A 26866-nucleotide genomic window follows, 5' to 3' on the forward strand; every position below is an offset into this window, starting at 1 on the left:
GGAGAAGCACATGGCATCACGTCAGGATCCGCCTCCCAAGTTCGACGCGCCCACCATGGCGGACGCGGAGGCGGCGCTCGCGCGCCACTTTGGCTACGCCAGCTTCAGGCCGGGCCAGGCCGAGGTCATCCGCGCCGTGCTCGCGGGGAGGGACGCGCTCGCCGTCATGCCCACGGGCGCGGGCAAGAGCGTCTGCTACCAGGTGCCGGCCGCACTCATGCGCGGGCTCACCATCGTGGTGTCCCCGCTCATCTCGCTCATGGGAGACCAGGTCCGCGGCCTGCGCGAGGCGGGCATCCGCGGCAGCTACCTCAACTCAAGCCTCACGCCGCGCCAGCAGGTCATCGTCATGGCCCGCGCGCTCGACGGCTGGTACGACCTCATGTACGTTGCGCCGGAGCGCCTGGCAGACCCTTCGTTCCGCGCGTTTGCCGCACGCGTGCGCGTGCCGCTCCTCGCCGTGGACGAGGCCCACTGCGTCAGCCAGTGGGGACAGGACTTCCGCCTCGCATACACCGGCATCGCGGACTTCGTGGCGGGCCTCCCCGCGCGCCCGCCCGTCGTGGCGCTCACCGCAACGGCGACGGAGCGCGTGCGTCGCGACGTGGTGTCGCTTATCGGCCTCGAAGACCCGCAGGTCACGGTCACCGGCTTCGACCGACCCAACCTCAGCTTTGCAAGCTTCGAGCTCAAGCCAAAGGAGCGCGTGCGCTGGGTGTGCGCCTACGCCGCCGCGCATCCGGACGAGTCCGGCATCGTGTATGCCACCACGCGCAAGAGGGTGGACGAGCTCGCCCAGGCGCTGCGCGAATCCGGCGTGGCCGCCGTGTCCTACCACGCCGGCTACGAGGCGGACGCCCGCGAGGAGGCCCAGCGCCGCTTCGTGATGGACGACGCGCGCGTGATGGTCGCCACGAACGCCTTCGGCATGGGGATCGACAAGTCCAACGTGCGCTTCGTCGTGAACTGCGGCTTGCCGCTCTCGCTGGAGGAGTACTACCAGGAGGCGGGTCGCGCCGGCCGCGACGGCGAGCCCGCGGAGTGCTACCTGCTGTGGAGCCGTGGCGACATCCGCACGTGCCGATTCCTCATCGACCGCGACGACCTCCCGGATTCCACGCCCGCCGCAGAGCGGCAGCGCCTCGAGCGCTCGCGCCGCGCCCTTCTCAACCACATGATCGACTACGCCCAGAGTACCACGTGCCTGCGCCGGCGCATCCTCTCGTACTTTGGGCAGGACGTGTCCGCGCTGCCGCAAAGCTGCGGCTCGTGCTCCGTCTGCACGGGCGCCTCGCCAGATCGCTACCTCGCGCCCGCCGCGACGTCGCACGCGTTTGGCCACGCCGCCTACGACGGCGAGGGCGGCGCCCTCGACGGCGCGCGCACCCGCTCCCGCCACCGCGCCTCCGCGCGCGAGGAGGCGCTCGACTACGTTGCCGCGGACGGCGACGAGGAGCTGTTCCAGCGTCTGCGCGCCCTGCGCAAGCGCCTTGCGGGCGAGAGGGGCGTGCCCCCGTACCTGATATTCAACGACGCGACGTTGAGGGCCATGGTCCGGCGGAAGCCCCGCGACCGGGAGGCGCTGCTCCAGGTGCCGGGCGTCGGCACCACGAAGCTCGAGCGCTACGGCGATGCGTTCCTGGAGGTGATCGCCCGCTCCTAGCGCGCGTCCGCCCCGGTCAACCCCGCGGCGCCTGCGCTACAGATGCCGGTCGAAGTGCCCCTTGCGGGCAAGGTTTCTCAGGTTGATGACGGTGCCCTGCATGCCATGGGGAATGTAGTCCATGTGCTCCAGGTCGTCCGGAAGGTAGTCCACAAGGCTCAGCGGCATGGTCTGGCGCACGTGGCCGTCCGCGTCCAGGTCGGGCTCGCGCGCGGGGTCCGGCGTCGCCTCAATGGCCAGGACCTTCGCCCCCTGCGCGCACAGCCGGCGCTCGTACCAGCTCATGGGGTCGTCGGGCCGCTCCGAGCGCGCGTCCGTGGATTCCCACAGCGTGCGGAAGCCGGCAAGCGCCAGCTGCCCGCGCGTGAACTCCCACAGCGGGGAGCTGTCCGTCTTCAGCGTCACCACGCCGCCCGGGGCCAGCAGGCGCCGGTAGCGCACCAGGTTGTCCGCGTGCGTCAGGCGCTGCCACGCCTCCTTCTTGCGCGGGAACGGCGTGGGGAAGTTCAGGATCACCTGGCTCAGCTCGCCGGGCGAGAAGTACTGCTCCAGCTTGCTGGCCACGCCGGGCGCAAACACCGCGTTCGCCGCCCCGGCCTCCTGCGCCCGCTGAGCCGCGTACGCAATGCAGATCGGCTCCAGGTCCACGCCCACAAACAGCGTGCCCGGCTCGCGCTTGGCCGTCTCCACGGTCGAGGCTCCCTTGCCGCAGCCCATGTCCAGCACCACGCGGTCGTAGCGCGCGTGCGGCGTCGCCGCGTCAAGCGGGTGGCAGGCCTCCGCCCAGCGTCCCGCGTAGGAGGCGGGGCTCGCCTCTATGGAGTCCGCGTAGCGCTCGAGCCGCTCCTCGAGGACGAAGTTCTTCGGTAGCCTTGCGTGAAGGGCGTGCATGGGGTTGCCTTCCTGTCGTTCCGTCAGTCCTGCGCGTGCCCGTCGCCAAACTGCATGCGATAGTAGCGGGCGTACGTCCCGCCGCGTGCCAGCAGCTCGTCGTGCGTGCCCTTCTCGGCCACGCGACCGTGGTCGATGGTCACGATCTCGTCCGCGCCCTTGATGGTCGAGAGCCTGTGCGCGATCACGATGGTCGTGCGTCCGTGCGAGAGCCGCGCCAGCGAGCGCTGCACCGCCCGCTCGCTCTCGTTGTCAAGCGCGGAGGTCGCCTCGTCCAGAATGAGCACCTGCGGGTCCTTCAGGAACACGCGCGCGATGGCGATGCGCTGCTTCTGCCCGCCGGAAAGGCGCGCGCCGCGCTCGCCCACCATGGTCTCGAACCCGTCGGGAAGCGACTCCACGAACTCCTCGATGTTCGCCTTGCGCGCCGCCTCGCGGATCTCGCCCGCGGTGGCGTCCGGCCGGCCGTACGCGATGTTCTCCGCGATCGTGCCGTCAAACAGGTACACGTCCTGCTGCACGATGCCTATGGCCTGGCGCAGGCTGCGCACGGTGACGTCGCGCACGTCCTGCCCGTCGATCAAGACGGACCCCGCCTGCACGTCATAGAAGCGGGGGAGAAGGGCGCAGATGGTGGACTTGCCGCCGCCGGACGGGCCCACGAGCGCCACCGTGCTCCCGGGCCTTACGGTGAGGTCGAGCCCGTGCAGGACCTCGGGGCCCTCGTCGTACGAGAAGTGCACGCCCCGGTAGCTGATGGCGCCACGGGTGACGGCAAGCGGCCGTGCCCCCGGCGCGTCCTTGACGTCCGGCTCCGCCACCAGCATCTCCTCGAAGCGGCGGAATCCCGCGATGGCCTTCTGGAACGTCTCCGTGAAGTTAAGGATGTTGTCGATCGGGGTGGTGAACAGCGTGATGTACAGCGCAAACGTCGCAAGGTCCTGCGGCTGCATCTGGCCCCTTGCGATGAGCCAGCCGCCCAGGCACACGATCACGGTGTACAGCGCGCCCATGAGCGCGGCGATGCCGGCCTGGTACGTGCCCATGGCGCGGTACATCCGCACCTTGGAGTCCAGGTACGCGTCGTTGCTGGTGCGGAACTTGTCCTTCTCAACGTCCTCCGCGGCAAAGCCCTTCACCACGCGGATGCCGGCGAGGCTGTCCTCCACGCGCGAGTTCACGCCGGATATGCGCACGCGGTTCTCGCGGAAGATCGCCTTCATGCGCAGGTTCGCGCGGAGGTTGTACGCGGTCAGCACCGCGAGCACCGCCGCGAGCACCAGCGTGAGCGGCACGTTCACGAACCCCAGGATCACGAACGAGCCCACGATCTCAACCGCGCCGATGAGCAGGAACTCCGGGCCGTGGTGGGCGGTCTCGCTGATGTCAAACAGGTCGCTCACCAGGCGGCTCATGAGGTCGCCGGACTTGTTGCGGTCGAAGAACGAGAAGCTCATGCGCTGGTAGGCGTCAAACAGGTCCTCGCGCATGCGGCTCTCCATGCGGGCGCCCATCACGTGTCCCCAGTACGCCACGAAGTAGCGGCACGCAAAGCGCACGGCGTACAGCGCCACGAGGCCGGCCGCCAGGTACCCCAGCGCGCCGAGGATGGCGCTCGCCCCCTGGGTGAACAGGCCGCCCGTGAGCGTGCGCAGGATCTGCGGGAACGCGAGGTCGATGCCCGCGACCACGACGGCGCACGCGATGTCGCCCACGAACAGGTGCATCTGCCCCTGGTAGTAGCCCAAAAAGCGCCTCATGAGGGCGGCGGTGGAGAGCCTGGCCGCGCCCTTCCGCTCTTGTGCGTCTTGTCTGGCCGTGCGGGTGTCCTGCATGCTTCCTCCAAGCCACGGTGCGTGGCCGCCTAGGTGTGACGGGTGTGGGGCCGCCAGGCGGCGGCCGGTGAACCATCATAGCCCACGCCCGCGGAGTCGCAGGTACGCATACGAATAACCCATCAGGGCACAAGGGCGCGGCGCACGGGAGGGCGCGGCGCAAAAGGGACCCGGCGTCCGCAGCATCTGCGGGCGCCGGGTGCGTGAAATTGGTGCATGGTGGAGGGGGCGGTGCGGCCAACGCCGCCAGCCTCGCCCGCGGGCGAGAAGGACGCGCGGACCTTAGTCGTCGAGCGTGACGGTGAAGCCCTTCTCGTCTTCCTCCTCGAGGATCTTGCCCTTCTGGTCGACGGGCATCATGGAGATGTCGTCCTCGTAGACCTTCTTGCCGGTGGGGTGCTCCTCCAGCCAGATCCTGTCACCCACGGGCGCCCAGGCCTTCGCGTACTCCGCGGTGCGGGCGCACAGGTGGTCGACGCTCTCCGGCGTGACGTACTCCGTGGACTTCGCGTTCGCGGCGTGGACCATCTTCGGCAGCACTTCGGGGTTCTCGAGCATGGGGCACGGGCGCAGCATGTTGTCGTTCCACGGCCAGTTGGCGCGGTACTGCTGGAACAGCGGCTGCTTCAGGCACTCCAGCAGGCTCTGCTCCTTGATGTTCGCGTTGGAGTAGTGGATGAAGACGCACGGCTCCACGTCGCCGCGGGCCGTGATGTGGCAGAACACGCGGCCGCCGGCGATGCAGCCGCCCACGAACTCGCCGTCGTTCTGGAAGTCCATCACCATGATGGGCTTGCCGCCGTCGTAGGCGCGCACGTCGCGGATGCGCTTGATCATGTACTGGCGCTGCTCCAGCGTGGGCATGAGGTCGGCGTTCGCGCCCTCGCCCACGGGCATGTAGTGGAAGTACCAGGCCCAGAGCGCGCCCTTCTCGATGAGCATGTCGTAGTACTCGTCAGAGGTGACGGCCTCGACGTTGGCGCGGGTGTACGCCGTGGAGACGCCAAACGGGATGCCGTTGGCCTTCATGAGGTCGAACGCGGCCATGACCTTGTCGTAGTCGCCCTCGCCGCGGCGGCCGTCGTTCGCCTCCTTCGAGCCCTCGAGCGACACGGAGAACAGCACGTTGCCCAGGCGCTTGCAGTCGTCGCAGACCTGCTGGTTGATGAGGGTGCCGTTGGTGTAGAGGCTGAAGAGCGAGTCGTTGTGCTTCTCGGCCAGCTTCACGATGTCCTTCCAGCGCACCATGGGCTCGCCGCCGGTCATGAAGAACCAGTGGCAGCCAAGGTCGTTGGCCTGCTTCACGAGGGAGTCCATCTCGTCGTACGTGAGGTTGAGCGACTTCGAGTAGTCGGCGGCCCAGCAGCCCACGCAGTGCATGTTGCACGCGCTCGTGGGGTCGAAGATGATGATCCAGGGCACGTTGCACTGGTTCTTCTGGGCAGAGATCGTGGTCTCGCGCAGGCCGCGGAACGCCGCCTCGTACGCGCCGTTCAGAAGCGCCGTGTGCAGGATGTTGGGGTCGATCCTGCGCGCCATGTCGATGACCATGTTCTCCCACTTGGAGCCGGGGTAGAACGCCTCGCGCAGCGACTTCGCCATGTCGGGCGCGGTGCCAGAGAGCATCTTCTGTCCCATGTCCAGGAACTTCTCGATCGCCTCCTCGGGATGGTCGCCGCGGACGGCGTCGATCGCCTTGTCCAGCACGACGGAGAACGCCTTGCGCTCCGCCGCGTGCGCCAGCTTGTTCTGCATGAGAATCCACCAACCTCTCTGGCCGTGGCGCGGGCGAGATTGCATGTACGTCGTCCTGGCGCCGCGGCTGCCTCGAGCGGGGCGCGTATGCGCCCCAATCTTCCCATTGGTGGGATTCTAGCCTTTTGGGGAAGGTAGTCCCATTCTTTTTTAAAACGGGGTCAAAATTGAACTGACGCGGCCACATTCGTTCAAAACAAGACAGATTAGAGCAAATCTGTACAATAACGCACGAATTGGCTCGCACCCGCTTGGTGGCCCTTCTCGCCCGAGGCGCCTATAGCAGCTCGTCGAGGGTCTTGCCAAAAGGCGGAAGGAACTGCTCCACGAAGTCCGCCACCTCGGGATGGTCCGCAGCCATGGCGTCTACCGACGCCTGCGTCGTCGCCTGCGCGCTCCTGAACTCGGCGTTGCCCGCATGGGTCTCGTCCAGGCACTTTATCAGGGCGGACAGCTTGTCTGCCGCCTTCACGAGACCGCGCAGGTACGCCTCGTCCCCGTCTGCGGCGTCGCTGGCCGCGGGGCAGAGGATCTGACGGTACGCGGGGGCGAGGTCCTGTGGCAGCTCGTCCAGAAGGCGTTGCTCCGCGTTGGCCTCCACGTCCTTGTACGCGTCGCGGATCTGCCCGTTCGCGTACTTGACGGGTGTGGGCATGTCGCCGGTGATGATCTCCGACGCGTCGTGGAACATCCCCATGAGAGCCGCCCTACCCGCGTCGAGCGAACGCCCGTAGCGCACGTTCGCGATGGTCGCGAGCGCGTGGGCGATCACCGCGACCTCGAGCGAGTGCTCCGAGAGGTTCTCCGGGCGGGTGCTCCTCATGAGTGCCCAGCGCTCTATGTACTTCATCCTCGATACGAGTGCGAAGAAGCTCGACTCCTCGAGCGTGGCGTCGCCTGCCTCCATGTGACCTCCCGCGAGTCGTGTCCGACGAACTTGCACAAGTCTAGCGCGGGTCATGGACACAAAGAGCCGACCGGACGGTCGATCAGACCTATCCGGCCGGCTGGGTGCGTGGCCATGCGATGCGTCGCGCCTACCTTACAGGGCCGCGCTGCCTTTGTCTGGCCTGGGCTGGCGGGCGCTACTCGTCTTCCTCGTCCATGTCCTGGAGCGTCGTCATCAGGGGCGGGATGACCTGCTTCTTGCGGCTCACGACGCCGGGCAGCGTCGCGATGCCGTCGACCGGGGTCACGCCAAACGTGCGCGCAACAATCTGGTCGGTGTTGGCGCCCCAGTACAGCATCTCGGTCGTCTGGGTCTTCACGTCCGTGAACATGTAGAACACCATCGGGATGTCGTTCGCCGCTGCGCCCTCCTTCAGGTACGGGCCCACGAGCGCCTCGGCCGCCTTGCGGCTGGACTCCGTCATGAAGCTGCCCTGGCCCACGCCAAAGCGTGCGTGCCCGCGCGAGAAGACCTTGAAGTCAGAGTTGAAGACCTCCTCGGCGGTGCGGCCCGTCAGGTCCGCGCCGGCGTCGAACATGGCGTCCGCGTACTCGTCGATGTCGACCCCCGCGATCTTCGCGAGCTCGCGACCGGCGTACTTGTCGCGCTCCGTGCAGGTGGGGGAGCGGAACGCCAGCGTGTCAGACAGGATGGCGGAAAGCATGAGGCCCGCGATGTTCTGCGGGATCTCGACGCCCTTCTCCTGGAAGATGCTGAAGAGGATGGTGTTGGTGCAGCCAACGGGCTCGTTGCGGAAGTACGCGGGGGAGCTCGTCTCGATCGTGCCGATGCGGTGGTGGTCGATGATCTCCATGATCTCGGCGCGCTCCAGGCCGCTCACCGCCTGGCTGCGCTCGTTGTGGTCCACCAGGATCACGTGCTTCTTGTTCACGTTGATCATGTTGGGCGAGCTCACGACGCCCACGTACTGGCCGTCCTCGTCCATCACGGGGAAGAAGCGGTGCTGCGAGTTCGCCATGACCTTCAGGGCGTCATCCACGGAGGTGTTGACCGAGAAGCGCAGGACCTTGTCCTCGGGAAGCATCTCGGCGGAGACCGGCGTCGCCATCGGGATGAGGCGCGCGGCGGAGTATGTGTCGTACGGGGTGGTGAGCACGGTGCAGCCGTTTGCCTTCGCGGCCTCGATCACCACTTCGGACACGGAGGCGCCGTTGCAGACCACCAGGCAGCTCGCGCCGGCCTCGACCGCGTAGCGCTGGGTCTCGTAGCGGTTGGTCACCAGGACGATGTCGCCCTTCTCGATGTTGCCCTCCATCATCTCGGGCGTGGTGCCGATGCGGATGTTGCCCTGGCAGATGCGGTCTGCGGGGTCGCCCAGCACCATGGTGCCCTTCAGCGTGTCGAGCACGTTGGAGTACAGCGTCTTGGCGTTGGACAGCATGGCGGTGTCGAAGATGTCCATGTTGGCGCTCGCGATGTCCTTCACCGCGATCAGGCCAAGGAGGTCGTTCTTCTCGTCCGTGATGCACAGGGTGCTGGTCTTGAGGTCGCGCATGAGGTTCCATGCCGAGAAGAGCGAGGTGTCCGCCTCGATGCTGCGCTGCTTGGAGATCTGCGTGTCCTTGATCTGCGGGGCGACGCTCGTGATGAGCTCGGGCTCCTCGAAGCCGAAGGTCTTGAGCGCGAACGCGGTCTCGCGGTTGATGGCACCGGCGCGACGGGGCTCGTACTCGATGTCGCTGATCTGGTTCTTGAGGTACGCATACGCGATGGCAGAGCAGATGCTGTCTGTGTCGGGATGCAGGTGACCGATGACGTTGACCTTGCGGATGGCCTCGGGCATTGTTTGACTCCTTAACGTCAAATGAACATCAAACCGTGTTCATTTCCTACTGCGTGACTCATCATGATGGCACAAGTTCCCTGCGTGGGCGGGAAGATCGGCCACGGGACACCAACTGCATATAGACGGCGCCGTGCGCGGGGCCGGCGGCGCGGGCGGCGCCGCCGGTGCGGGCGGAGCGCGGGCGGGAAGCTACGGCTCCGCGCGGTCGTGGTTCACGGGCCGCACGAAGAGCTCGCGCACCCGGTCCGGGTCCTTGGACTGCCCCAGCGCCCACATGGTCTTGGCGACGAGCGCCTCCGTGGACATGTCCGCCCCCTTCAGGATGCCGGGGTGGTTGGAGTACGCGCGGCCCACCTCGTACACGCCCAGGTCGAGCCCCTCTTCCGGCACCTGCGTCGTCAGCACCAGCGTGCGGCCGGAGTCCACCCAGTCGAAGATCGCGCGCCTGAACGCCCCGTCGTCGTAGTCCGGGATGCCGCCGATGCCGAAGGTCTCCAGGATGATGGCGTCGTAGTCGTCTTTCAGAAGAGAGAAGATCTGCGGCCTGAACTCCGGGGTCAGCCTCAGCACGATGACGCGGTCGTCCATGGCCCGGAAGCGACGCCATGGGACGTTCTTTTCCCTTGGCGGGCGCCCGCCGCTCCAGAGCACGCGGTCGCCCCTGACGTAGGCCAGGGTGGGGAAGTTCATGCTCACGAACGCGTTGTAGCTCATGGTGCGCTGCTTGTGGGCGCGCGTGCCCGCGATGACCTTGCCGCCGAACACGACGCACACGTCGCACGCGGCATCGTCGGTGGCGACGAGCAGGCTCTGGTACAGGTTGAGCCTCGCGTCCGTGAACGGCGCGGCCATGGGCTGCTGGGAGCCCGTGAGCACGATGGGCTTGGAGCCTCCCTGCAGCAGGTAGCTGAGGGCGGCCGCCGTGTACGCCATGGTGTCCGTGCCGTGGAGCACCACGAAGCCGTCGTAGTCGTCGTAGCTTTCGGCAAGGCCGTCCGCGATGCGCATCCAGTCGCGCGGGCGCATGTTGGTGCTGTCTATGTTCATGGGTTGCACCACGTCGATGTGACAGAGCTGGTCTATGAGCGGCACGCGCTCCACCAGCTCCTCGCCCGTGAGGCCGGGAGCGAGGCCGTCTTCCTGGGGCAGCGACGCGATGGTGCCTCCCGTGGCCATGACAAGTATGTTCTTCAAGGGCGTCCCGCCTTTCGTCCGTTGGCCGTGCGAGGCCGTGCGACAACCCATGATGGTACACTGATTCGACCCGTTGGCGACGCTCTTGGAGGGGGTGTCTGGCAGTGCAGGTGCACAACAGGCTGCTTGTGGTGGAGGACGACCCCAAGCTGAGGGAGGAGCTCGTGGCGCTTTTGGGCAACAACGGCTACCAGCCACGCGCCGTCGAGGCGTTCGACGACGTGGTGGGGCAGGTGCTTGCCGCCGGGGCCGACCTGGTGCTTCTGGACCTGAACCTGCCGGGCGTGGACGGGCAGTACGTGTGCCGCGAGGTGCGCCGCGAGTCCGACGTGCCCATCATCGTGGTCACGAGCCGCGACGGGCAGATGGACGAGCTGCTGAGCATGAGCTTTGGCGCGGACGACTTCGTGGCGAAGCCGTACAACGCGCCCGTGCTGCTTGCGCGCATAGCGCGGCTGCTGCAGCGCACGTACGGGAGCGCCGACCGCTCTGCCGTGCTGGAGCGCGACGGCGTGCGCCTTGACTGCGACCGCTGCGTGGCGGAGAGGGACGGGCGCTCCGTGGAGCTCACGAAGAACGAGCTCAGGATCCTCTCGCTCTTGATGCGCAACGCCGGCAAGGTGGTGAGCCGCCAGCGGATCCAGGAGGAGCTGTGGCAGACGGACGAGTTCGTGGATGACAACACGCTGACCGTGAACGTGAGCCACCTGCGCCAGACGCTTGGCTCCATAGGCGCGCGCGACTTTGTGCAGACGCGCCGCGGGCTGGGCTACCTCGTCTTGTAGCGCCGGCGCGAGGTGCGACCGCGAGCTGCGGGCGCGGGACGTTTGGCGTGGGCGGTGGACGTGGCAAGGAGGGGGCGCAAGACGCATGGGCTTCTGGTCGTATCTTGTCGACAGGTTCGCGATAGTGCTGTGCCTGGCGGCCGGGGTGCTGCTATCGGGGCTGGCCCTTCTCGCCCACGGCGTGGACGTGCGGGCGTTTGGCGAGGTAGCGTGCATAGTGGGCGCGTGCGCCCTCGTGGGGCTGCTGCTTGACTGGCTGCGGCGCCGGGAGTTTTTCTGCCGGCTGCGCGAGGCGCTGGACGCGCTTGACAGCAAGTACCTGGCCAGCGAGCTGGTGGGAAGGCCGACCACCCTGGAGGGGCGGCTTATGTATGACGCGCTCGCACGCGAGTCGAAGGCTATGACGGACGAGGTGGAGGCCGCGCGCTTGGCGCAGCGCGAGTACCGCGACTACGTGGAGACGTGGATTCACGAGGTGAAGACCCCCATAGCGGCGGCGCGCCTTGTGGCGCAGAACCATCCCGACGACGCGACGGCCGCCATGGACCGCGAGCTTGTGCGCATAGAGGGATATGCGGAGCAGGCGCTGTATTATGCGCGGAGCACCTCGGTCGACCGCGACTTCGCCATCCGCAGAGTGGACCTGGGCGAGCTGGTGCGCGGCGCCCTGAGGGCGAACGCTCGGACGCTGATTGACGCGCACATGGCCCCTGAGCTGGGAGACCTTGACTTTGAGGTCCGCTGCGACCCGAAGTGGCTGACGTTCGTGCTTGGGCAGGTCCTTGTGAACGCCGCGAAGTACCGCAAGCCCGCGGGGCCGGACGGCGTGCTCGAGCCGGCGCGTCTGCGCATTGTGGCGGAGCGTAGGCTGAGCGACGCGGACGCGCGCGTCACGGTGCTGAGCGTTGCCGACGAGGGGATCGGCATCCCCGCGGAGGACGTGGACCGCGTGTTTGACAGGGGCTTTACCGGCCAGAACGGCCGCCGCTTTGCAAAGTCGACCGGCATAGGCCTCTACCTGGTGCGGAGCCTGTGCCAGAAGATGGGGCTTCGCGTGACGCTTGCGTCGCGGGTCGGCCGCGGCACCACCGTGAGCATCGAGTTTCCGGACTCGGGCAGGTAGCGCGGCGGGCTGACGCTGGGCTGACGTCCGCGGTGCATGCCGGCGCCGCCGGCCGCCGGTACACATGAGCCCCGAGTTGACACGCCCGTACACGTCGAGGCCGAGTTTCACGGGTCCGTGCAAGCTCGCGGCAGACGTGTACCGGGCCGGGTACACTTCGCGGCCCAGTTTGCAGGGGCCCTGCAAGCTCGCGGCAGAGGTGTACCGGACCGGTACACATGGGCGCATTTTTGACAGGAATCCGCAAACTCGGGCCAGACGAGTACCATCGAAAGTCGAACCATGTCGGGAACTGCGAGACGTGTACCGGGTAGTTCGTTAAGACTTTGATCGCGCAGGTCATCTACCTCATGCTATGTGGAATTAGACTAATTCCTCATGGTACACGTCTGACCCGAGTTTGCATTTTCCGGTACACATCGGCTGGTTCCTGCCATGGTTAGAACATTTATGGTACACGTCGGCCGCGAGTTTGCGGGATCCCGTACGTTTCTGCCCCACGTGTACCGGCACGCAGCACCGACCGTACTCGTCTGGCCCGAGTTTACGCCGGCCCTGCAAACTCGCGGCAGAAGTGTACCGGGGGCGTTCGACAAGGTTCGCGACGTTGCCAGCTCCCTCCCCACGGCACGCGAAGGCGCAGCTCGCCAGGCTCAAAGGCACGTGTGAACACTCGGGTCAGATGATCCTGGCAAGCCGCGGGAAGGTGCCCGGGAGCGCATCTTGGCCTGGGCACCGCTGCACGCGCCCGGCCTGACCCTGCTGGTCCACGCAAGCGAGGGGCGAGTGCATGGCCCCTAGCGGCCCGCCCAGACCCCTAGCGGCCCGCCTGCTCGCCGACCGCCGCCTTCGCGCCAACACCTCCCGCGCGGCGGTCGCAGACCTCAAGGCATACCGTCATCGCCGCAAGCAGCGCAGCGGCCACAACCGGCAGCAGAAGCGGGGACACCCTCTCTACCACGAGGCCCATGAGCGGCGGAAACGCCATCGAGCCCACGTACGCGCACGCCATCTGCATGCCCATGAGCGACTGCGTTCCGTCCGTGCCAAAGCGCACGGGCGTAAGCTGGATCATCTGCGGGTAGATCGGAGCGCAGCCCAGCCCCAGCAGCGCGAGCCCCGCGCCCAACGCAAGCTCGCCTGGTGCAAGCAGCAGCGTCGCAAGGCCCAGCGCCATGATGACCTCGCCCAGCCTCAGCAGCTGCCTTCCGTCCAGCCTCAGCGTGAGCACGCCAGAAAGAAGCCTGCCCACCGTGATCCCCGCATAGAAGAGCGAGGCGAGAAGGGCAGCGGTCTGGGCGGGAACCCCGTGCCCAAGCACGAGGAGCGTCGAGGCCCAGAGCCCGCACGACGACTCGAGCGCGCAGTAGCATAGGAAGCCCACCATCGCCTGGGGCACGCCCGGGCGTCGGAGCAGCTCCCGCCGCGTCGCCGGCACGCCGTCTCTGCCATGCCCCTCGTCGGACGCGTCGGCGCCGGCCGCGCGGTCGTGCCACAGCGGCAGGCTCAGCGCGATCGCGGCCACAAGCGCCACCTGCACCACGCCCACCACGCGGTAGCCTCCCGGCCAGCCGGCGGGACCCGCCATCTGCCAGGACATCACCGTCGGTCCCATGGCCGCGCCGATGCCCCAGCAGCAGTGCAGCCAGTTCATGTGGCGCGCCGCGTAGTGCGTCGCCACAAACGCGTTCAGCGCCGCGTCGACGGCGCCGGCGCCCAGGCCGTACGGGATGGCCCACAGCACCAGCTGCCACAGCGCCGTGCACGTCGAGAACCCAAACAGCGCCACGGCCGTCATGGCCACGGACGCGGCGGTGAGCCTGCCCGTCCCCAGGCGCCGCACGAGCCTGTCGGTCATGAGGCTCGACACTATGGTCCCCAGGCAGATGACGACCGATATCGCGCCCGCAAGAGAAACGGCGGCCCCCAGGTCGGAGTGCATGGCGGGCCAGGCGGCGCCCAGCAGGCCGTCGGGAAGCCCAAGGCTCACGAACGAAAGGTAGATTATGGCCAGCAGTGCAGGTGTCATGGGGTGCGGGCCTTTCTCTAACGTGATTTCTTCCATAGCCATGGTAGGCGCGATACGGACAGCCATGTACAATGGATGCGCCAAGAACTATCGCAAATCGGACATTTAGGGCGCCATGATCTATACAAGGTGCAACCTCGTGCTTGGGAGCGACGACCACGAGGACGTGAAGGTCGCATCGCCGGACTTCCCGGCTGAGGGCTACGACGAGCTCTTGAGCCAGAACCCCGGCTGCGACGTCCCGTGGCACTGGCACGAGGAGCTCGAGGCCATCGTCGTGAGCGAGGGCTCCATGCGGCTCCTCGTCCCCGGCAGGTCGGTGGTGATTCCCGCGGGCAGCGGCGCGTTCGTCAACCGCAACGTGCTCCACTCCTGCGAGGGCGCGCCCACGTGCCGCATACGCTCGGTCACCTTCGCGGCGGACCTCGTGGGCGGTGGCCAGGCGCTCGCCATAACGCGCAGGTACCTTGCCCCGCTCGTGGGAAACGACGCCCATCCCGCCGTCGTCCTTCCCGTGGGGACGCCCGTCGGCCAGCGTGCGTGCGCCCGCATAGAGGAGGCGGTCGCCGCGTTCGAGGCGGGCGGCATCGGCTTCGAGATAGACGTGCGCTCCGCGCTCTCGCACCTCGTCCTCGACGTGCTGGAGCTTGCGGGGGAGGACGCCGCCGGCGGCCACGAGAGGGCTGCCGTCGCTCGCGTGCGCGAGATGTGCCGCTACATAGACGGGCACCTCGGCGAGGACATCGGTGTGACCGATATCGCGCGCGCGGCGAGCATCGGCGAGCGCGAGGCGCTCAGGTGCTTCAGGGAGGAGCTCTCCACCACGCCCTCCGCATATCTCATGGGGCAGCGCCTCGAGCATGCCGCGCGCATCCTCGCGGAAAGCCCGGACGAGCCGATTGCGCAGGTGGCTGGTCGCGTGGGCATGCGGTCCGCGTCGAACTTCTCCCTGCGCTTCCGCGGACGCTTTGGCTGCACCCCGCGCGAGTGGCGCCGGCGGGTGGCGTCCGCACACCCCGCCACGCGGGCGTGACGCACGCCCCGGACAGCCCTGTCCGCAACCTTCGTCCCGGCCTTCGCCCAACCTTACAAGACCGTAAGGTTTCCGTCACCTTGGCCTATGGCTGCCCGGCGCGCGGCATGACACCATGAGCATGCAAACCGACGGCATGTCATGCCCAAAGACGCAACGCCGGACCCGTCCGGCAAAAGGAGAAGAACATGGAAACCGTCCTTCAGGTACACAACGTGCAGAAGTACTACGGCTCGAAGGGCCGCGGCATGGGGACCGCCATGACGAAGGCGCTCGACGGCGTGAGCTTCGACGTGCGCACCGGCGAGTTCATCGCGATCATGGGCACGTCCGGCTCCGGCAAGTCCACGCTGCTCAACTGCATCTCCACCATCGACCGCCCCACGTCCGGCCAGATCGTGGTCGACGGCCGCGACGTCACCGGCATGAGGCAGAAGGACCTCTCGCGCTTCCGCCGCGAGCGCCTCGGCTTCGTGTTCCAGGACTCCAACCTGCTCGATACCCTCACGGGCGAGGAAAACATCGCCCTCGCGCTCACGATCAACCGCGTGAGCCCGAAGGAGATCCCCGGCCGCGTGGAGCAGGTCGCTGCGATGCTGGACGTGGCGGACGTGCTGAAGAAGTACCCGTACCAGATGTCCGGTGGCCAGCGCCAGCGCATCGCGTGCGCGCGTGCCATCGTCACCAGGCCGGCCATCGTACTTGCGGACGAGCCCACTGGCGCGCTCGACTCCAAGAACTCGCGCCTCCTGCTCGGCAGCCTCGCGGACCTCAACCGCCAGGGCGCCACCATCCTCATGGTCACGCACGACTCGTACGCCGCCAGCTGGTCCGGCCGCGTGCTCTTCATAAAGGACGGCCGCATCTTCAACGAGCTCTCGCGCGGCGACGAGTCCCGCCAGCAGTTCTTCCAGAAGATCATGGACGTCGTGAGCTTCATGGGTGGGGAGGCGGCAGATGTACGCTAGGATCGCCCTCGGCAACGTCCGTCGCTCCATCAAGGACTTCGGCATCTACTTCCTCACGCTCGTGCTCGGCGTCGCCGTGTACTACGCGTTCAACTCCGTCACGCAGCAGAGCGCGGTGCTCAGCCTCTCGGGCAGCATGAGCACCATCGTGCGGGAGCTCGGCGCGATCATCAGGGCCGTCTCCGTCTTCGTGGCCGTGCTCCTTACGTTCCTCGTCCTGTTCGGCAACCGCTTCCTCATCCGTCGCCGCAAGCGCGAGTTCGCCATCTACCTCACGCTCGGCATGGACCGCCGCCACGTGTCCGGCATCGTCGCGATGGAGTCGCTCGTCGTCGGCGCGGGCGCGCTCGTCGTCGGCCTCGCCGTGGGCGTGCTGCTGTCACAGGCGCTGCTCTACGCTACGGCGCGCCTGTTCAACACCCACGTCACGGGCTTCGGCCTCATGTTCAGCAGCCAGGCCTGCGTCTACACCGTCGTGAGCTTCGCCATCATCTTCCTCGTCGTCGGCGTCCTCAACGTGCTCGAGGTCTCGCGTTTCAAGCTCATCGACCTCATGAACGCGGACCGCAAGGGCGAGAAGAGCCTCGTCCGCAACCTGCCGCTTTCCGTCGCGCTGTTCGTCGTCTCGCTCGTGCTCATCGGCGTCGCGTACCACGAGCTGCGCGTGAACGGAATGTACGTGATCGACTGGCGTTTCAACCTCGCGACCGCCCTCGTCACCGTGGGTACGTTTCTGCTGTTCTTTAGTGTCTCGGGCTTCCTGCTGCGCCTGGGGCAGTCCGCACGCGGCTTCTACCTGCACGGTCTCAACATGTTCACGCTGCGACAGCTCTCCAGCCGCGTCAATAGCGTCTGGGTCTCCATCTCCATCGTGTGCGCGGCGCTCTTCCTTGCCATCACGTCCACGTGCGGCGGCTTTGCCCTCGTCAGCTCCATCAACCAGAGCGTGAGCGCCATCACCCACTACGACGTGAGCGTCGCCATGTATCCCCAGGCCACCGATGACGCCTCCGCCTCGGTCGAGACAACCCAAGGCGCCAGTGGCAGCGAGATGGAAAAGCTCCTCAAAGCATCCGTGCCAGACTGGGACTCCCTCGTCGCGGACTCCGCCCGCATCGACCTCTACACGGACTCCAGCATGCGCCTGAGCCTGGCCGCGCTGCGCGGGGACACCGACGTCGAGGTTCCTGACAGCTTTACCAAGTATACAAACTCCCTCGGCAAGGTCCCCATCCACGTCACCTCGCTCTCGCAGTACAACGCGATCCTCGCCCTGCGCGGAGAGAAGCCGGTCGTCCTCAAGGCCAACGAGGCCCTCGTGACCACGGACATGACCAACATGGTCGGCTTCTGGCAGCGCGTCGCCGTCAAGAGTGACGGCTTCGACTTCCTCGGCACCACCATGCGCCTGCGTGCGCGCCGCACCACGATGGAGTACTCGAACGCCGTCAACACCAGCGTCGGTACGATCGTTGTGCCAGACGGCGTCCTCGAGTCCAAGCGTGCCCAGCTCGAGTCTTTCTCCAATTACCTCAACGTGAAGGCCAGGGACTCCCGCGCAGAGGCCCGCCTGTACAAGGAGGTCGCGAGGGCGCACCAGCCGGGGCTGCTGTTCGAGGCGCAGTCCAAGTCCTCCGCAAAGGAGGAGGCCGTCGGCCTCACCGCCATCATCGGCTACCTTGCGCTCTACATCGGCTTCGTCCTGTTCGTCAGCTGCGCGGCGATCCTCGCCATCCAGCAGCTCAGCGACGTGGCGGAAAGCGCACCGCGCTACCGGGTGCTCTTCGACCTCGGTGCCGAGCGCGGCATGGTCAACCACGCCATCCTCATGCAGATCGCCACGTACTTCCTGTTCCCGCTCGTCGTGGCGCTCGCGCACTCCTACGTGGCGCTCGGCGTCCTCGGCAGCGTCATCAAGACCCTGGGCGTGCTCGACTTTTTGCGCCCCCTTGGCATCACCATGGCCATCGTCCTCGTGCTGTATGGAGGCTACTTCCTCCTCACGTACGGCATGGCGCGCGGCGTCCTGGGCGAGAAGGCCCGGCGCCGCGAGTAGCCGCCCTCCCATAGGCCCCGCGCATCCGCGGTCGGAGCGTCCCGTGCGCGCCGGCCGCGGATTGCTGTAGCATTCCTTAGGAACATGCAATCTGGGAAAGGCGGTCGGCATGCCTGGTGGCAGGAGCTTCGTGTGGCAGGGCAAGCGTCTGATGGGCGAGGTCACGCGCCTGGACGACGACGGTACCGAGTACGTGGTCACGAGCGGCGGGCGCATCTTCACCGGCAACCCGCGGATAGGGTACGTGCCTATGGAGGAGGAAGAGGACCCGAAGTCCGTGGCGGAGGGCCTCGGCGACGTCGCGAACGGCATGACGGACCTCTCCGGCGTCCAGGACAACATGCGCCGCTTCGGCACCAAGGGCTACCTCATGCGCGTCGCCCTCGTCCTTCTCGTCATCATGGTCGTGCTGCTCGTGCTGCGCCTCGTCATGGGATAGCGCCCGCGCGGCGACGGAAAGAAGAATTGGTGGTCGCGCCGCGGTGCCGTGGCGCGACCCCTTTCTTGTGCGTGGGGCGTATGGGATACTGGCAGGACTCACCCCGCAGGCGCTCTCGCGCCAGATAGGAGCAAGACAGATGGCAGAGTTCATCTACCAGATGGAGAAGGTCCGCAAGGCGTTCGACGGCAAGGTCATCCTGGACGACGTGACCATGGGCTTCTTCCCTGGCGCGAAGATCGGCGTCGTGGGCCCCAACGGCATGGGCAAGTCCACGCTGCTCAAGATCATGGCCGGTATCGAGGACATCAGCAACGGCGAGACGCGCCTCTCGCCCGGCTACTCCGTGGGCATCCTCCTGCAGGAGCCGCCGCTGGACAACTCGAAGACCGTGAAGCAGAACATCGAGATGGCGTTTGGCGACATCCTCGCGAAGGTGGACCGCTTCAACAAGATCGGCGAGGAGATGGGCGACCCCAACGCGGACTTCGACGCGCTCATGGCCGAGATGGGCGAGCTCCAGAACGAGATCGACGCCGCGAACGGCTGGGACATCGACAGCCAGCTGTCGCAGGCGATGGACGCGCTGCAGTGCCCTGACGGCGACGAGCCCGTTGAGCACCTCTCCGGCGGCGAGCGCCGCCGCGTCGCGCTCTGCAAGCTGCTACTGGAGGCGCCGGACCTGCTGCTTCTGGACGAGCCCACCAACCACCTGGACGCGGAGTCCGTGCTGTGGCTCGAGCAGTTCCTGAAGAACTACCAGGGCGCCGTCCTGGCCGTCACGCACGACCGCTACTTCCTGGACAACGTGGCGGAGTGGATCTGCGAGGTCGACCGCGGCACGCTGTACCCGTACAAGGGCAACTACTCCACGTACCTGGAGACGAAGTCCGCCCGCCTGGAGATGGAGTCCAAGCAGAACGCGAAGCGCGCGAAGAAGATGCGCGACGAGCTCGCGTGGGTGCGCAGCTCGCAGAAGGCCCGCCAGGCGAAGAGCAAGGCCCGCCTCGCGGCGTACGAGGAGATGGAGGCCGCGGCGGCGCGTGCCGAGAAGGTCGACTACACCGACATCCACCTTCCCGTGGGCCCGCGCCTGGGCAACAAGGTGCTCGAGGCGAGCCACCTGCACAAGGCGTTTGGCGACCGTGTGCTGATTGACGACCTGAGCTTCAGCCTGCCGCGCAACGGCATCGTGGGCGTCATCGGCCCGAACGGCGTGGGCAAGTCGACCCTGTTCAAGATGATCGTGGGGCAGGAGCCCGTGAGCTCCGGCTCGCTCGAGTTGGGCGAGACGGTGAAGCTCTCCTACGTGGACCAGAACCGCGAGGGGCTCGACCCGCAGAAGACGGTGTGGGAGGTCGTGAGCGGCGGCAACGACTACATCACCGTGGGCAAGCAGGAGATCCCGAGCCGCGCGTACGTGAGCGCGTTCGGCTTCAAGGGAACCGATCAGCAGAAGCGCGCCGGCGTGCTTTCTGGCGGCGAGAGGAACAGGCTGAACCTGGCCCTGACCCTGCGCCAGGGCGGAAACCTGGTGCTTCTGGACGAGCCGACGAACGACCTCGACACCGAGACCCTGGAGAGCCTGGAGGAGGCGCTCTTGGAGTTTCCCGGCTGCTGCGTGATCACGAGCCACGACCGCTGGTTCATGGACCGCATCTGCACGCACATCCTTGCGTGGGAGGGAACGGACGAGAACCCCGGCGCGTGGCACTGGTTCGAGGGCAACTTCGAGGACTACCAGAAGGACCGCGTGAAGCGCCTGGGTCCGGACCTCTCCAAGCCGCACCGCCTGCACCGCAAGCTGACGCGCGACTAGGGGGCGCCGGCGGCGGCGCCTGCCTGGGTATTGCATAGACCTGTTGTTTTGGACCTGTCCTACGACGGAGTGGGCAGGTCCTTCTCGTTTAGTTTCGTATGTTTCCGCTTACCGTCTGCATTGCGTCACACGCGTTTAAGCCGCTTTACAGGATGTTCGTGCCGTGGGACGATACGTCTGCTGGTTATAACGTTTGGCGCGGGACTCTGCCGCGTCGCAAGGAATCGGGGAGGCTTTATGAGAAAGATCCACTCAGGGGCGCTCGGTCGCTTCAGGCGCTTCGGCCGCACGATGACGGTGGCCGCCGCCATCGTGATGGCGATGCCCACGGGCGCACTCGCGTGCACCCAGATCTACATGGGCAAGGGCGTCACGGACACCGGCGACACGTACGTAGGCCGCTCGGAGGACTACGCGAACCGCCATCCCAAGGCGTTCGGCATTCAGGAGAGCGTTACGAACCCCAAGTTCAGCTCGGACGAGTCCAACTTCGAGTGGACGTTTGACGGCACGACGTATCGCCACACGTACGTGCGCGACCTCCCCTCTGGCTGGGACGGACGCGACGACGCGTACTCCGAGGCCGGCACCAACGCGAAGGGCGTGAGCGTCTCTGCCACGCTGACCACCGGCTACAACGACAAGGTCAAGGCCGTCGACCCCTGCGGCTCCGAGGACAGCAACGACCCCTCCGGCATCGGCGAGTACACGATTCCCGACGTCGTGCTGGGCTGCGCCGCTACCGCCCGTGACGGCGTGAAGCTGCTGGGCGAGATTATCGACAAGAATGGCAGCTACGACTGCAACCAGATCATCATCGCGGACAGCGCAGAGACCTGGGTCTTCATGCAGCTTTCCGGACACCAGTGGTGCGCGGTAAACCTGACGGCCATCGCGCCGGACAAGGTCTCCGTGAACCCGAACATGAGCAACCTGAAGTTCGACGTGGACCTTGGGGACAGCCTCGTCTGCCTGCACTCCGCCAACCTGGAGAAGGTCGCAAAGGACGCCGGTACCGCCAAGTACTTCGACGACGGCCAGCTGGACGTCGCCACGTCCTACGGCCAGGACGAGGGCATCGCGCAGAACACCCGCTACGCACAGGGTCGCGCGTACTTTGGCAACCCCCTCGCGGACGGCACGTACACGAAGGACTTCACCGCCTCCGGTTGGCAGGGCGTGACCTCGATCTCTGACCCGGAGCTGCTCTTTGCCCCGTCCGGTAAGGTTGGCCTGTTCCAGGCGCTGCGCTCCTACGCTGCTCGCGGCGAGCAGACGAGCGACCTGAACGCGAACACGAACTCCAAGCTGTATGCCATCGGCAACAACCGCACGGTCGAGACCCACATGTTCCAGATCAGGAGCGGCCTCACCTCTGACATCGCGACCGTCCAGTGGGAGGCGCTGTCCCGCGCCGAGTTCAGCGTGGCCGTGCCCGTGTACTCCGCGCTGCTGACCGAGGTGGACAAGACCATCTATCCCGACATCCACAGCTTCAGCGAGGACCACACCGGCGACGCCTACGAGAGGGACAACGTCAATGCAGCCCTCGACGCTTCGACCGACAACGGCTCGCTCGACTACGTGCTGATGGACATCAACACCCTTGCATACAAATACCGCGACAAGCTCGCAGTCCCCACCCGCGCCTACCTGGACGCCCTGCAGAAGGAACTCATATCGCAGCAGAATGCCGCGGATGCCGAAATGCAGAAGACCCCGTCCGATAAGCGCACCGAACTTGCGAACAAGCTCTTCGAGCAGGCGAGCAAGGAGACCTACGCCAAGGCGAAGGCGCTGCTGGACGAGATGCGCACCTATGTGAACGGCGGTATGAATGGCGACTTCGTGCCGAGCGACCTCGACGCCGCGAAGGGCGACCTGAAGGCCCCGATTCGCTATGCAACCGCGGCCGTTGCTCCGCAGATTACTGAGCAGCCGCAGAGCGCCACGTACGAGAAGGGTGACAAGGCCGCTGACCTCAAGGTGACGGCCACCATTCCCGACGGCGTCGCCGGCTCCGACCAGTACCTGACCTACAAGTGGACGGTCAAGTCCGACACCGCCGACGCCTCCGCGAAGGCCGCGGCTGCGAAGCCGATGGCGCGTGCTGCCGCCCCCGGCATTGCAAGCCAGAGCTCCACGTGCTCCGTGGACACCTCCAAGGTGGGAACGTTCGAGTACCAGTGCACCGTCACGAACAGCCAGAACGGCGAGTCCGTCACGTCCGAGGCTGCGACGATCAAGGTGAAGGAGAAGCAGCCGGAGCCGAAGCCCGACGACAAGCCGAGCGCGGACAACAAGGACAACAACGCCAATGCTGGTAACGGCAACGCTAACGCTAGCAACAACAACGCAAACGGCAGCACCGCGCCCAGCAAGAAGAGCCCGGCAAAGGCCGCATCCGGCAGGCTCGTCTCGACCGGCGACACCAACAACGCGATGGTTCCCGTCGCGATCGCCATCGCCGGCGTCGCGATCGTTGCAATCGCCCTCGTGGTGCGCAAGCGCAACCGCGAGTAGCGGCTCCAGACGGAGGAGTGGCCTCCTGACATGGTAAGACGGCGGCCCCGGAGTTCACGCTCCGGGGCCGCTTTTGTGTGCATCTGCAGTTGGGCCTTGTCCAAGGGGCGCGTCCTTCTCGCCCGCGAGCGCCCGGGGCGGGGCTAGTCCAGCGCGTCCAGGCAGGTCTCGATGGGGATGCCGCGCGACTTGTCCTCTTGGTACTGGTTGCGCACGATGAGCTTGCGCACCGCCTCCATCGCGCGCGACGTGGCCTGGGCCAGCGGCATGCCGTGCAGCACGTGGCCGATCATGACGGACGAGAATATGTCGCCCGTGCCGGGGAAGTACACGTCCACCATCTGGATGGGCAGGGCGAAGCGCTCGCCAAGCAGGTGGTCGTAGCCAATGACCATGGGGCGACCCTCCACGAGCGCGCTCGTGATCACGACGGAGCGCGCGCCAATCTTGCGGATGCCGTCCACGAGGCGCTCCGCCTCTGGGCGAGAAACGCCGCGCTCCAGGTCGATGGGGGTGTCCGTGAGCAGGCACGCCTCGGTGTAGTTGGGCACGGTGTAGTCCGCGAGCGAGACGAGCCTGCGCATGAGGCCGATGGTGGTCTTGGGGATGCCGGCGTACAGGCGGCCGTGGTCCGCCATGATGGGGTCCACGAAGATGCTCGTGCCCTTGGCGGCGTGGCGCTCGCAGAAGTCCGCGATGATGCGGGACTCCTCCTCGCTCTGGATGAAGCCGGTCGAGATCGCGTCGAACGTGAAGCCGAGCTCGTCCCAGATGGGGAGCGTGTTGCGGACGTACTCCGTGCAGTCCTGGATGTAGAACTTGGGGTAGTTGAGCGTGTCCGAAACCAGCGCCGTCGGCAGGTTGTGGATGCGGTACCCCATGTGGGTGAGCACGGGCAGCATGGCGGCGAGCGCCACCTTGCCGTAGCCGCACATGTCGTTTATGAGCAGGATCTGGTCTTCCACGACCGGCCTTCCTTCGCAGGTTGCAATCGTGCACAAGCATACGGCAAGTTGCGCCACCGCGCGAAACGTTCGCAGAACGGGCAGGCTGGTGTTGGGTATGGGCCGCGGTCGGTACCAACGTCCTTCTCGCGGCACGAAGACGTGCGATCGGTTGTGTTGTCGCTGAGACGTTTGCCGTACGAGGCACCCGTGCGCACCCGTTTGTGCAAGCATGGCAGGCGTCGTGCGGCTGCGCTCGCGACCGCATCGACAGGTGCCTGAACCAACCAAGACAAGCGAGGTGCATATGAGCTTCAGGAACTCGAAGGTCGTAATCGTCGGCGCGGGCAACGTGGGATCCACCACCGCGTTCAGCATCGTGAGCCAGGGGCTTTGCGAGGACGTCTGCCTCATCGACATCAACAAGGAGGTCGCCGTAGGCCAGGCGCTGGACATGCAGGATGCCGTCTACTTCATGAACCGCAACATGAGGGTTCACGCGGGCGGCTACGAGGAGTGCTCCGACGCCGACATCGTGGTGATTACGGCTGCCGCGCCCATGCCGAAGGACTCGAACGACCGCCTTGAGATGCTGAAGCCCAGCCTGCACGTGGTGCGCGAGGTGGTGCAGAGCGTGATGGCCTCTGGCTTCAACGGCATCTTCATCGTGGTGTCGAACCCGGTGGACATCATGACCTACTACACGTGGCGCGTGAGCGGACTTCCCGCGGAGCGCGTGATAGGCTCTGGCACCAACCTGGACACGGCGCGCCTGTGCCGCGCGCTGTCGCAGATGTACGACCTCGCGCCCGCGAGCGTGGAGGCGTTCGTGCTGGGCGAGCACGGCGACTCCGAGATCGTGAGCTGGAACAGCGCGACCATCGGCGGCAAGCGCGTGGACGACGTCCTGCGCGACAACGCGCCGCGCACGCGCGGCACCACCCGCGAGGACCTGCGCAAGCGCACGGTGCAGGCCGGCTGGGACGTGTTCAGCCGCAAGGGTAACACCTGCTACGGCATCGGCGCGAGCGTGACGGCCATAGCGAAGTCCATCCTTCTGGACGAGAAGAGCATCATGCCGGTGTCCGTGCGCGTGGACGGCATGTACGGGCTTAGCGGCACGTACCTATCCGTCCCGGCGATCCTGGACCACACCGGCGTGAAGGAGATCGTGGAGATTGACCTGCAGAAGGACGAGCTGGAGGCTCTGCACAAGTCCGCAGAGCTGCTGACCTCGTTCTACGGGAAGCTCGACGCGTAGGACGGCGCGTGAGGGGCGCCCGGGCGGGGCCGCCGCGCGCCGGGGCCGTGTAGGTGACGCGCGTCGGTGACGCGACGCGCCGGTGACGTGTAGGCGCCACCGGCGCGCGACTAGTGACCGGCCGAGCGCTCTATTGCCCGCACGAGGAACTCCGTCGCGCCGGGCGCCCAGGCGTCGTAGTAGGCGCGGAAGCGGTTGTCTGCCAGGTACATCTGGGCAAGGCCGGCGTGCGCCTGGGGGCTGAACGTGCCCTCGGGCCAGAAGAGGCGCAGCCATGCCGCGTGCGCGGACGCCGCGGCCGCGCCGTGGGACCCGTCGGCATCGCCGTCCGCGAGGCCCGCGAGCACCTCGCTGCGGACGTCGCCCTCCAGCTTCTGGGCGCGCTCGAAGTCCGCGCGGCTGAGGCCCATCAGGCGTTGGTTCGACGTGTCCACGGCCTCGTCGCCCCAGCGCCCGCGAACCTCCTGTCCGTACTCTCGCTCGTTTGCGTCGACGAGCTCCTGCTTGAATGCCTCGAACTTCTCGTCCGCGCTCATGGTGTTTCCTCCGTCCAGCTCCGCGAGCGTCGCCTCGACGCTCGTGATTATTCTGTCCAGGCGCTCCCTCTGACGCCTGAGCTGCTCAAGGTGGTGCCGGAGCGTCTGGCGCCGCTGTGCCGGCGGCACGTCCAGGTTCCGCTCGATGTCCGAAAGCCCCATGCCAAGCTCGCGCAGGATGAGGATCTGCTGCATGCGGTCGACGTCGGCGCGGCCGTATTGTCGGTAGCCGTTTGGCAGGCGACGCGGGTGCAGGAGACCGAGGCTCTCGTAGTGGTAGAGCGTCCGCACCGTCACGCCCGTGAGCGAGGCGAACTCTCCCACGGAGTACGTGCGCTCGGGCGCCTCCGCGCGCTTGCCGTCCCTGCCCCTGCTTTCCATGCGCTGCGCTCCCATGTCGTCCCGCCGTCACAATGCGATGGTAAACCCCTACGTTACGTTGGGTGCAAGCGCGAATTTTGCGGGGGGCGGGGAAGGAAAGGGTGCGATGCGCCCGTCTGAGAGCAACGCGATTTAGGTGGCGTCGCCACGTGGTCCCCGGCGCGTGCGCGGCGTTGGCACATGGGCGACGCTGGTGACGGTGTTGGCGCGGGCGGCGGTGCGGGCGCGGCGTCGGTGCTGGTGCTGGCGGTCGTCAGTACACGTGAGCCCCGAGTTGATGTGCCCGTACACGTCGCCGCCGAGTTTCGCGGGGGCATGCAAGCTCGCGGCTGATGTGTACCGGGCCGGTACACATGGGCGCGCTCTTGGCAAGAAGCCGTAGACTCGGGTCAGACGAGTACCATCGAAAGTTGAACCATGTCAGGAACTGCGAGATGTGTACCGGGTCGTTCGTTAAGACTTTGATCGCGCAGCTCATCTACCTCATGCTATGTGGAATTAGACTAATTACTCATGGTACACGTCTGACCCGAGTTTGCATTTTCCGGTACACATCGGCGGGTTCCTGCCATGGTAAGAATTCTTATGGCACACGTCGGCCGCGAGTTTGCGGGATCCCGTACGTTTCTGCCACACGTGTACCGGCGAGGCGCGTCTCCCGTACACATGAGGGGCGAGTTTGCGGCCTGCCCGCGAACTGGGGGCAGGCGTGTACCGCGGGGGCGCCTCCCGGTACCCGCCTGCCCCGAGTTTCGTGCAACCGTGCAAACTCGGCTCAGGTGTATATCGGCGCAAAGCATTGTCCGTACTCGTGGGGTCCGAGTTTCGTGCGGGCGTGCAAACTCGCGGCCGATGTGTACCGAGGCGCAGCGCCG

At 66.6% G+C, this 26866-nt stretch carries 19 protein-coding genes; 10 read left to right on the forward strand and 9 right to left on the reverse strand.

All coding sequences use genetic code 11. The features are described 5' to 3' along the window. The first annotated feature begins 10 nt into the window (after positions 1–10). Positions 11–1663 (forward strand): RecQ family ATP-dependent DNA helicase, encoded by a 1653-nt coding sequence (locus tag HF885_RS00970; protein WP_235927224.1) that lies wholly within the window; start codon positions 11–13, stop codon positions 1661–1663. A 36-nt stretch (positions 1664–1699) separates the two neighbouring features. Here HF885_RS00970 and trmB read toward each other — a convergent pair whose 3' ends face one another. From trmB to HF885_RS01000, 6 genes are all read right to left on the reverse strand, one after another. Further along, positions 1700–2554 (reverse strand): tRNA (guanine(46)-N(7))-methyltransferase TrmB, encoded by an 855-nt coding sequence (trmB, locus tag HF885_RS00975; protein WP_170103112.1) that lies wholly within the window; start codon positions 2552–2554, stop codon positions 1700–1702. 23 nt (positions 2555–2577) lie between these two features. After that, a complete protein-coding gene (locus HF885_RS00980) occupies positions 2578–4389 on the reverse strand; it encodes an ABC transporter ATP-binding protein (protein WP_170103113.1) in 1812 nt (603 codons plus the stop codon). A 282-nt stretch (positions 4390–4671) separates the two neighbouring features. Next, complete coding sequence (locus HF885_RS00985; RefSeq protein ID WP_170103114.1) at positions 4672–6144, reverse strand: radical SAM protein; 1473 nt, start codon at positions 6142–6144, stop codon at positions 4672–4674. A 277-nt stretch (positions 6145–6421) separates the two neighbouring features. Beyond that, positions 6422–7051 carry a 5'-deoxynucleotidase gene (yfbR, locus tag HF885_RS00990; RefSeq protein ID WP_170103115.1) on the reverse strand — a complete coding sequence of 210 codons (630 nt, stop codon included), beginning with the start codon at positions 7049–7051 and terminating at the stop codon, positions 6422–6424. Between the two features lie 178 nt (positions 7052–7229). After that, a complete protein-coding gene (locus tag HF885_RS00995) occupies positions 7230–8897 on the reverse strand; it encodes a putative manganese-dependent inorganic diphosphatase (protein WP_170103116.1) in 1668 nt (555 codons plus the stop codon). 192 nt (positions 8898–9089) lie between these two features. Further along, positions 9090–10094: an asparaginase gene (locus HF885_RS01000; RefSeq protein ID WP_170103117.1), complete on the reverse strand. Its 1005-nt coding sequence runs from the start codon at positions 10092–10094 to the stop codon at positions 9090–9092. A gap of 104 nt (positions 10095–10198) precedes the next feature. Here HF885_RS01000 and HF885_RS01005 point away from each other — a divergent pair, with 104 nt between their 5' ends. Both HF885_RS01005 and HF885_RS01010 read left to right on the forward strand, forming a co-directional pair. Next, positions 10199–10879 carry a response regulator transcription factor gene (locus HF885_RS01005; protein WP_328804297.1) on the forward strand — a complete coding sequence of 227 codons (681 nt, stop codon included), beginning with the start codon at positions 10199–10201 and terminating at the stop codon, positions 10877–10879. A gap of 85 nt (positions 10880–10964) precedes the next feature. Beyond that, entirely contained in the window at positions 10965–12002 is a 1038-nt protein-coding gene (locus tag HF885_RS01010) for a sensor histidine kinase (protein ID WP_170103118.1), read from the forward strand. Positions 12003–12819: 817 nt separating this feature from the next. Here HF885_RS01010 and HF885_RS01015 read toward each other — a convergent pair. After that, positions 12820–14031, reverse strand: a complete 1212-nt coding sequence (locus HF885_RS01015; protein ID WP_170103119.1) for an MFS transporter — start codon at positions 14029–14031, stop codon at positions 12820–12822. A 115-nt stretch (positions 14032–14146) separates the two neighbouring features. On the opposite strand from HF885_RS01015, the gene HF885_RS01020 reads away from it, so the two are divergent. From HF885_RS01020 to HF885_RS01045, 6 genes are all read left to right on the forward strand, one after another. After that, on the forward strand, positions 14147–15064 hold the full coding sequence (locus tag HF885_RS01020) for an AraC family transcriptional regulator (RefSeq protein ID WP_170103120.1): 918 nt from the start codon (positions 14147–14149) through the stop codon (positions 15062–15064). Between the two features lie 188 nt (positions 15065–15252). Further along, complete coding sequence (locus tag HF885_RS01025) at positions 15253–16032, forward strand: ABC transporter ATP-binding protein (protein WP_170103121.1); 780 nt, start codon at positions 15253–15255, stop codon at positions 16030–16032. Beyond that, a complete protein-coding gene (locus tag HF885_RS01030) occupies positions 16022–18088 on the forward strand; it encodes an FtsX-like permease family protein (RefSeq protein ID WP_170103122.1) in 2067 nt (688 codons plus the stop codon). The genes HF885_RS01025 and HF885_RS01030 overlap by 11 nt, the downstream gene beginning before the upstream one ends. Positions 18089–18197: 109 nt before the next feature. Further along, positions 18198–18527 carry a hypothetical protein gene (locus HF885_RS01035; protein WP_170103123.1) on the forward strand — a complete coding sequence of 110 codons (330 nt, stop codon included), beginning with the start codon at positions 18198–18200 and terminating at the stop codon, positions 18525–18527. 139 nt (positions 18528–18666) lie between these two features. Further along, positions 18667–20346, forward strand: coding sequence for an energy-dependent translational throttle protein EttA (gene ettA, locus HF885_RS01040; protein ID WP_170103124.1), 1680 nt, complete (start codon positions 18667–18669; stop codon positions 20344–20346). Positions 20347–20583: 237 nt separating this feature from the next. Further along, entirely contained in the window at positions 20584–22869 is a 2286-nt protein-coding gene (locus HF885_RS01045) for a dipeptidase (protein ID WP_170103125.1), read from the forward strand. A gap of 143 nt (positions 22870–23012) precedes the next feature. Here the strand turns inward: HF885_RS01045 and HF885_RS01050 are convergent, their stop codons facing one another. Further along, the gene (locus HF885_RS01050) at positions 23013–23834 is read right to left on the reverse strand and encodes a bifunctional hydroxymethylpyrimidine kinase/phosphomethylpyrimidine kinase (protein ID WP_328804298.1); all 822 of its coding nucleotides are present in this window, start codon (positions 23832–23834) and stop codon (positions 23013–23015) included. Positions 23835–24120: 286 nt separating this feature from the next. On the opposite strand from HF885_RS01050, the gene HF885_RS01055 reads away from it, so the two are divergent. Next, entirely contained in the window at positions 24121–25074 is a 954-nt protein-coding gene (locus HF885_RS01055; RefSeq protein WP_170103126.1) for an L-lactate dehydrogenase, read from the forward strand. Positions 25075–25184: 110 nt separating this feature from the next. Here the strand turns inward: HF885_RS01055 and HF885_RS01060 are convergent, their stop codons facing one another. After that, positions 25185–25991, reverse strand: a complete 807-nt coding sequence (locus tag HF885_RS01060; protein ID WP_170103127.1) for a MerR family transcriptional regulator — start codon at positions 25989–25991, stop codon at positions 25185–25187. Between the last annotated feature and the right edge of the window lie 875 nt (positions 25992–26866).

The sequence above is a fragment of the Parafannyhessea umbonata genome, assembly GCF_012844235.1.
GTDB lineage: Bacteria > Actinomycetota > Coriobacteriia > Coriobacteriales > Atopobiaceae > Parafannyhessea.

What these genes read in the sequence shown, in the direction of transcription:
- HF885_RS00995 (WP_170103116.1), bottom strand. Translation starts at nt 8,897, where the DNA reads ATGCCCGAGGCCATCCGCAAGGTCAACGTCATCGGTCACCTGCATCCC.
- HF885_RS01045 (WP_170103125.1), top strand. Translation starts at nt 20,584, where the DNA reads ATGAGAAAGATCCACTCAGGGGCGCTCGGTCGCTTCAGGCGCTTCGGC.
- trmB (WP_170103112.1), bottom strand. Translation starts at nt 2,554, where the DNA reads ATGCACGCCCTTCACGCAAGGCTACCGAAGAACTTCGTCCTCGAGGAG.
- ettA (WP_170103124.1), top strand. Translation starts at nt 18,667, where the DNA reads ATGGCAGAGTTCATCTACCAGATGGAGAAGGTCCGCAAGGCGTTCGAC.
- HF885_RS00980 (WP_170103113.1), bottom strand. Translation starts at nt 4,389, where the DNA reads ATGCAGGACACCCGCACGGCCAGACAAGACGCACAAGAGCGGAAGGGC.
- yfbR (WP_170103115.1), bottom strand. Translation starts at nt 7,051, where the DNA reads ATGGAGGCAGGCGACGCCACGCTCGAGGAGTCGAGCTTCTTCGCACTC.
- HF885_RS01060 (WP_170103127.1), bottom strand. Translation starts at nt 25,991, where the DNA reads ATGGAAAGCAGGGGCAGGGACGGCAAGCGCGCGGAGGCGCCCGAGCGC.
- HF885_RS01035 (WP_170103123.1), top strand. Translation starts at nt 18,198, where the DNA reads ATGCCTGGTGGCAGGAGCTTCGTGTGGCAGGGCAAGCGTCTGATGGGC.
- HF885_RS00985 (WP_170103114.1), bottom strand. Translation starts at nt 6,144, where the DNA reads ATGCAGAACAAGCTGGCGCACGCGGCGGAGCGCAAGGCGTTCTCCGTC.
- HF885_RS01055 (WP_170103126.1), top strand. Translation starts at nt 24,121, where the DNA reads ATGAGCTTCAGGAACTCGAAGGTCGTAATCGTCGGCGCGGGCAACGTG.
- HF885_RS00970 (WP_235927224.1), top strand. Translation starts at nt 11, where the DNA reads ATGGCATCACGTCAGGATCCGCCTCCCAAGTTCGACGCGCCCACCATG.
- HF885_RS01020 (WP_170103120.1), top strand. Translation starts at nt 14,147, where the DNA reads ATGATCTATACAAGGTGCAACCTCGTGCTTGGGAGCGACGACCACGAG.
- HF885_RS01025 (WP_170103121.1), top strand. Translation starts at nt 15,253, where the DNA reads ATGGAAACCGTCCTTCAGGTACACAACGTGCAGAAGTACTACGGCTCG.
- HF885_RS01015 (WP_170103119.1), bottom strand. Translation starts at nt 14,031, where the DNA reads ATGACACCTGCACTGCTGGCCATAATCTACCTTTCGTTCGTGAGCCTT.
- HF885_RS01030 (WP_170103122.1), top strand. Translation starts at nt 16,022, where the DNA reads ATGTACGCTAGGATCGCCCTCGGCAACGTCCGTCGCTCCATCAAGGAC.
- HF885_RS01010 (WP_170103118.1), top strand. Translation starts at nt 10,965, where the DNA reads ATGGGCTTCTGGTCGTATCTTGTCGACAGGTTCGCGATAGTGCTGTGC.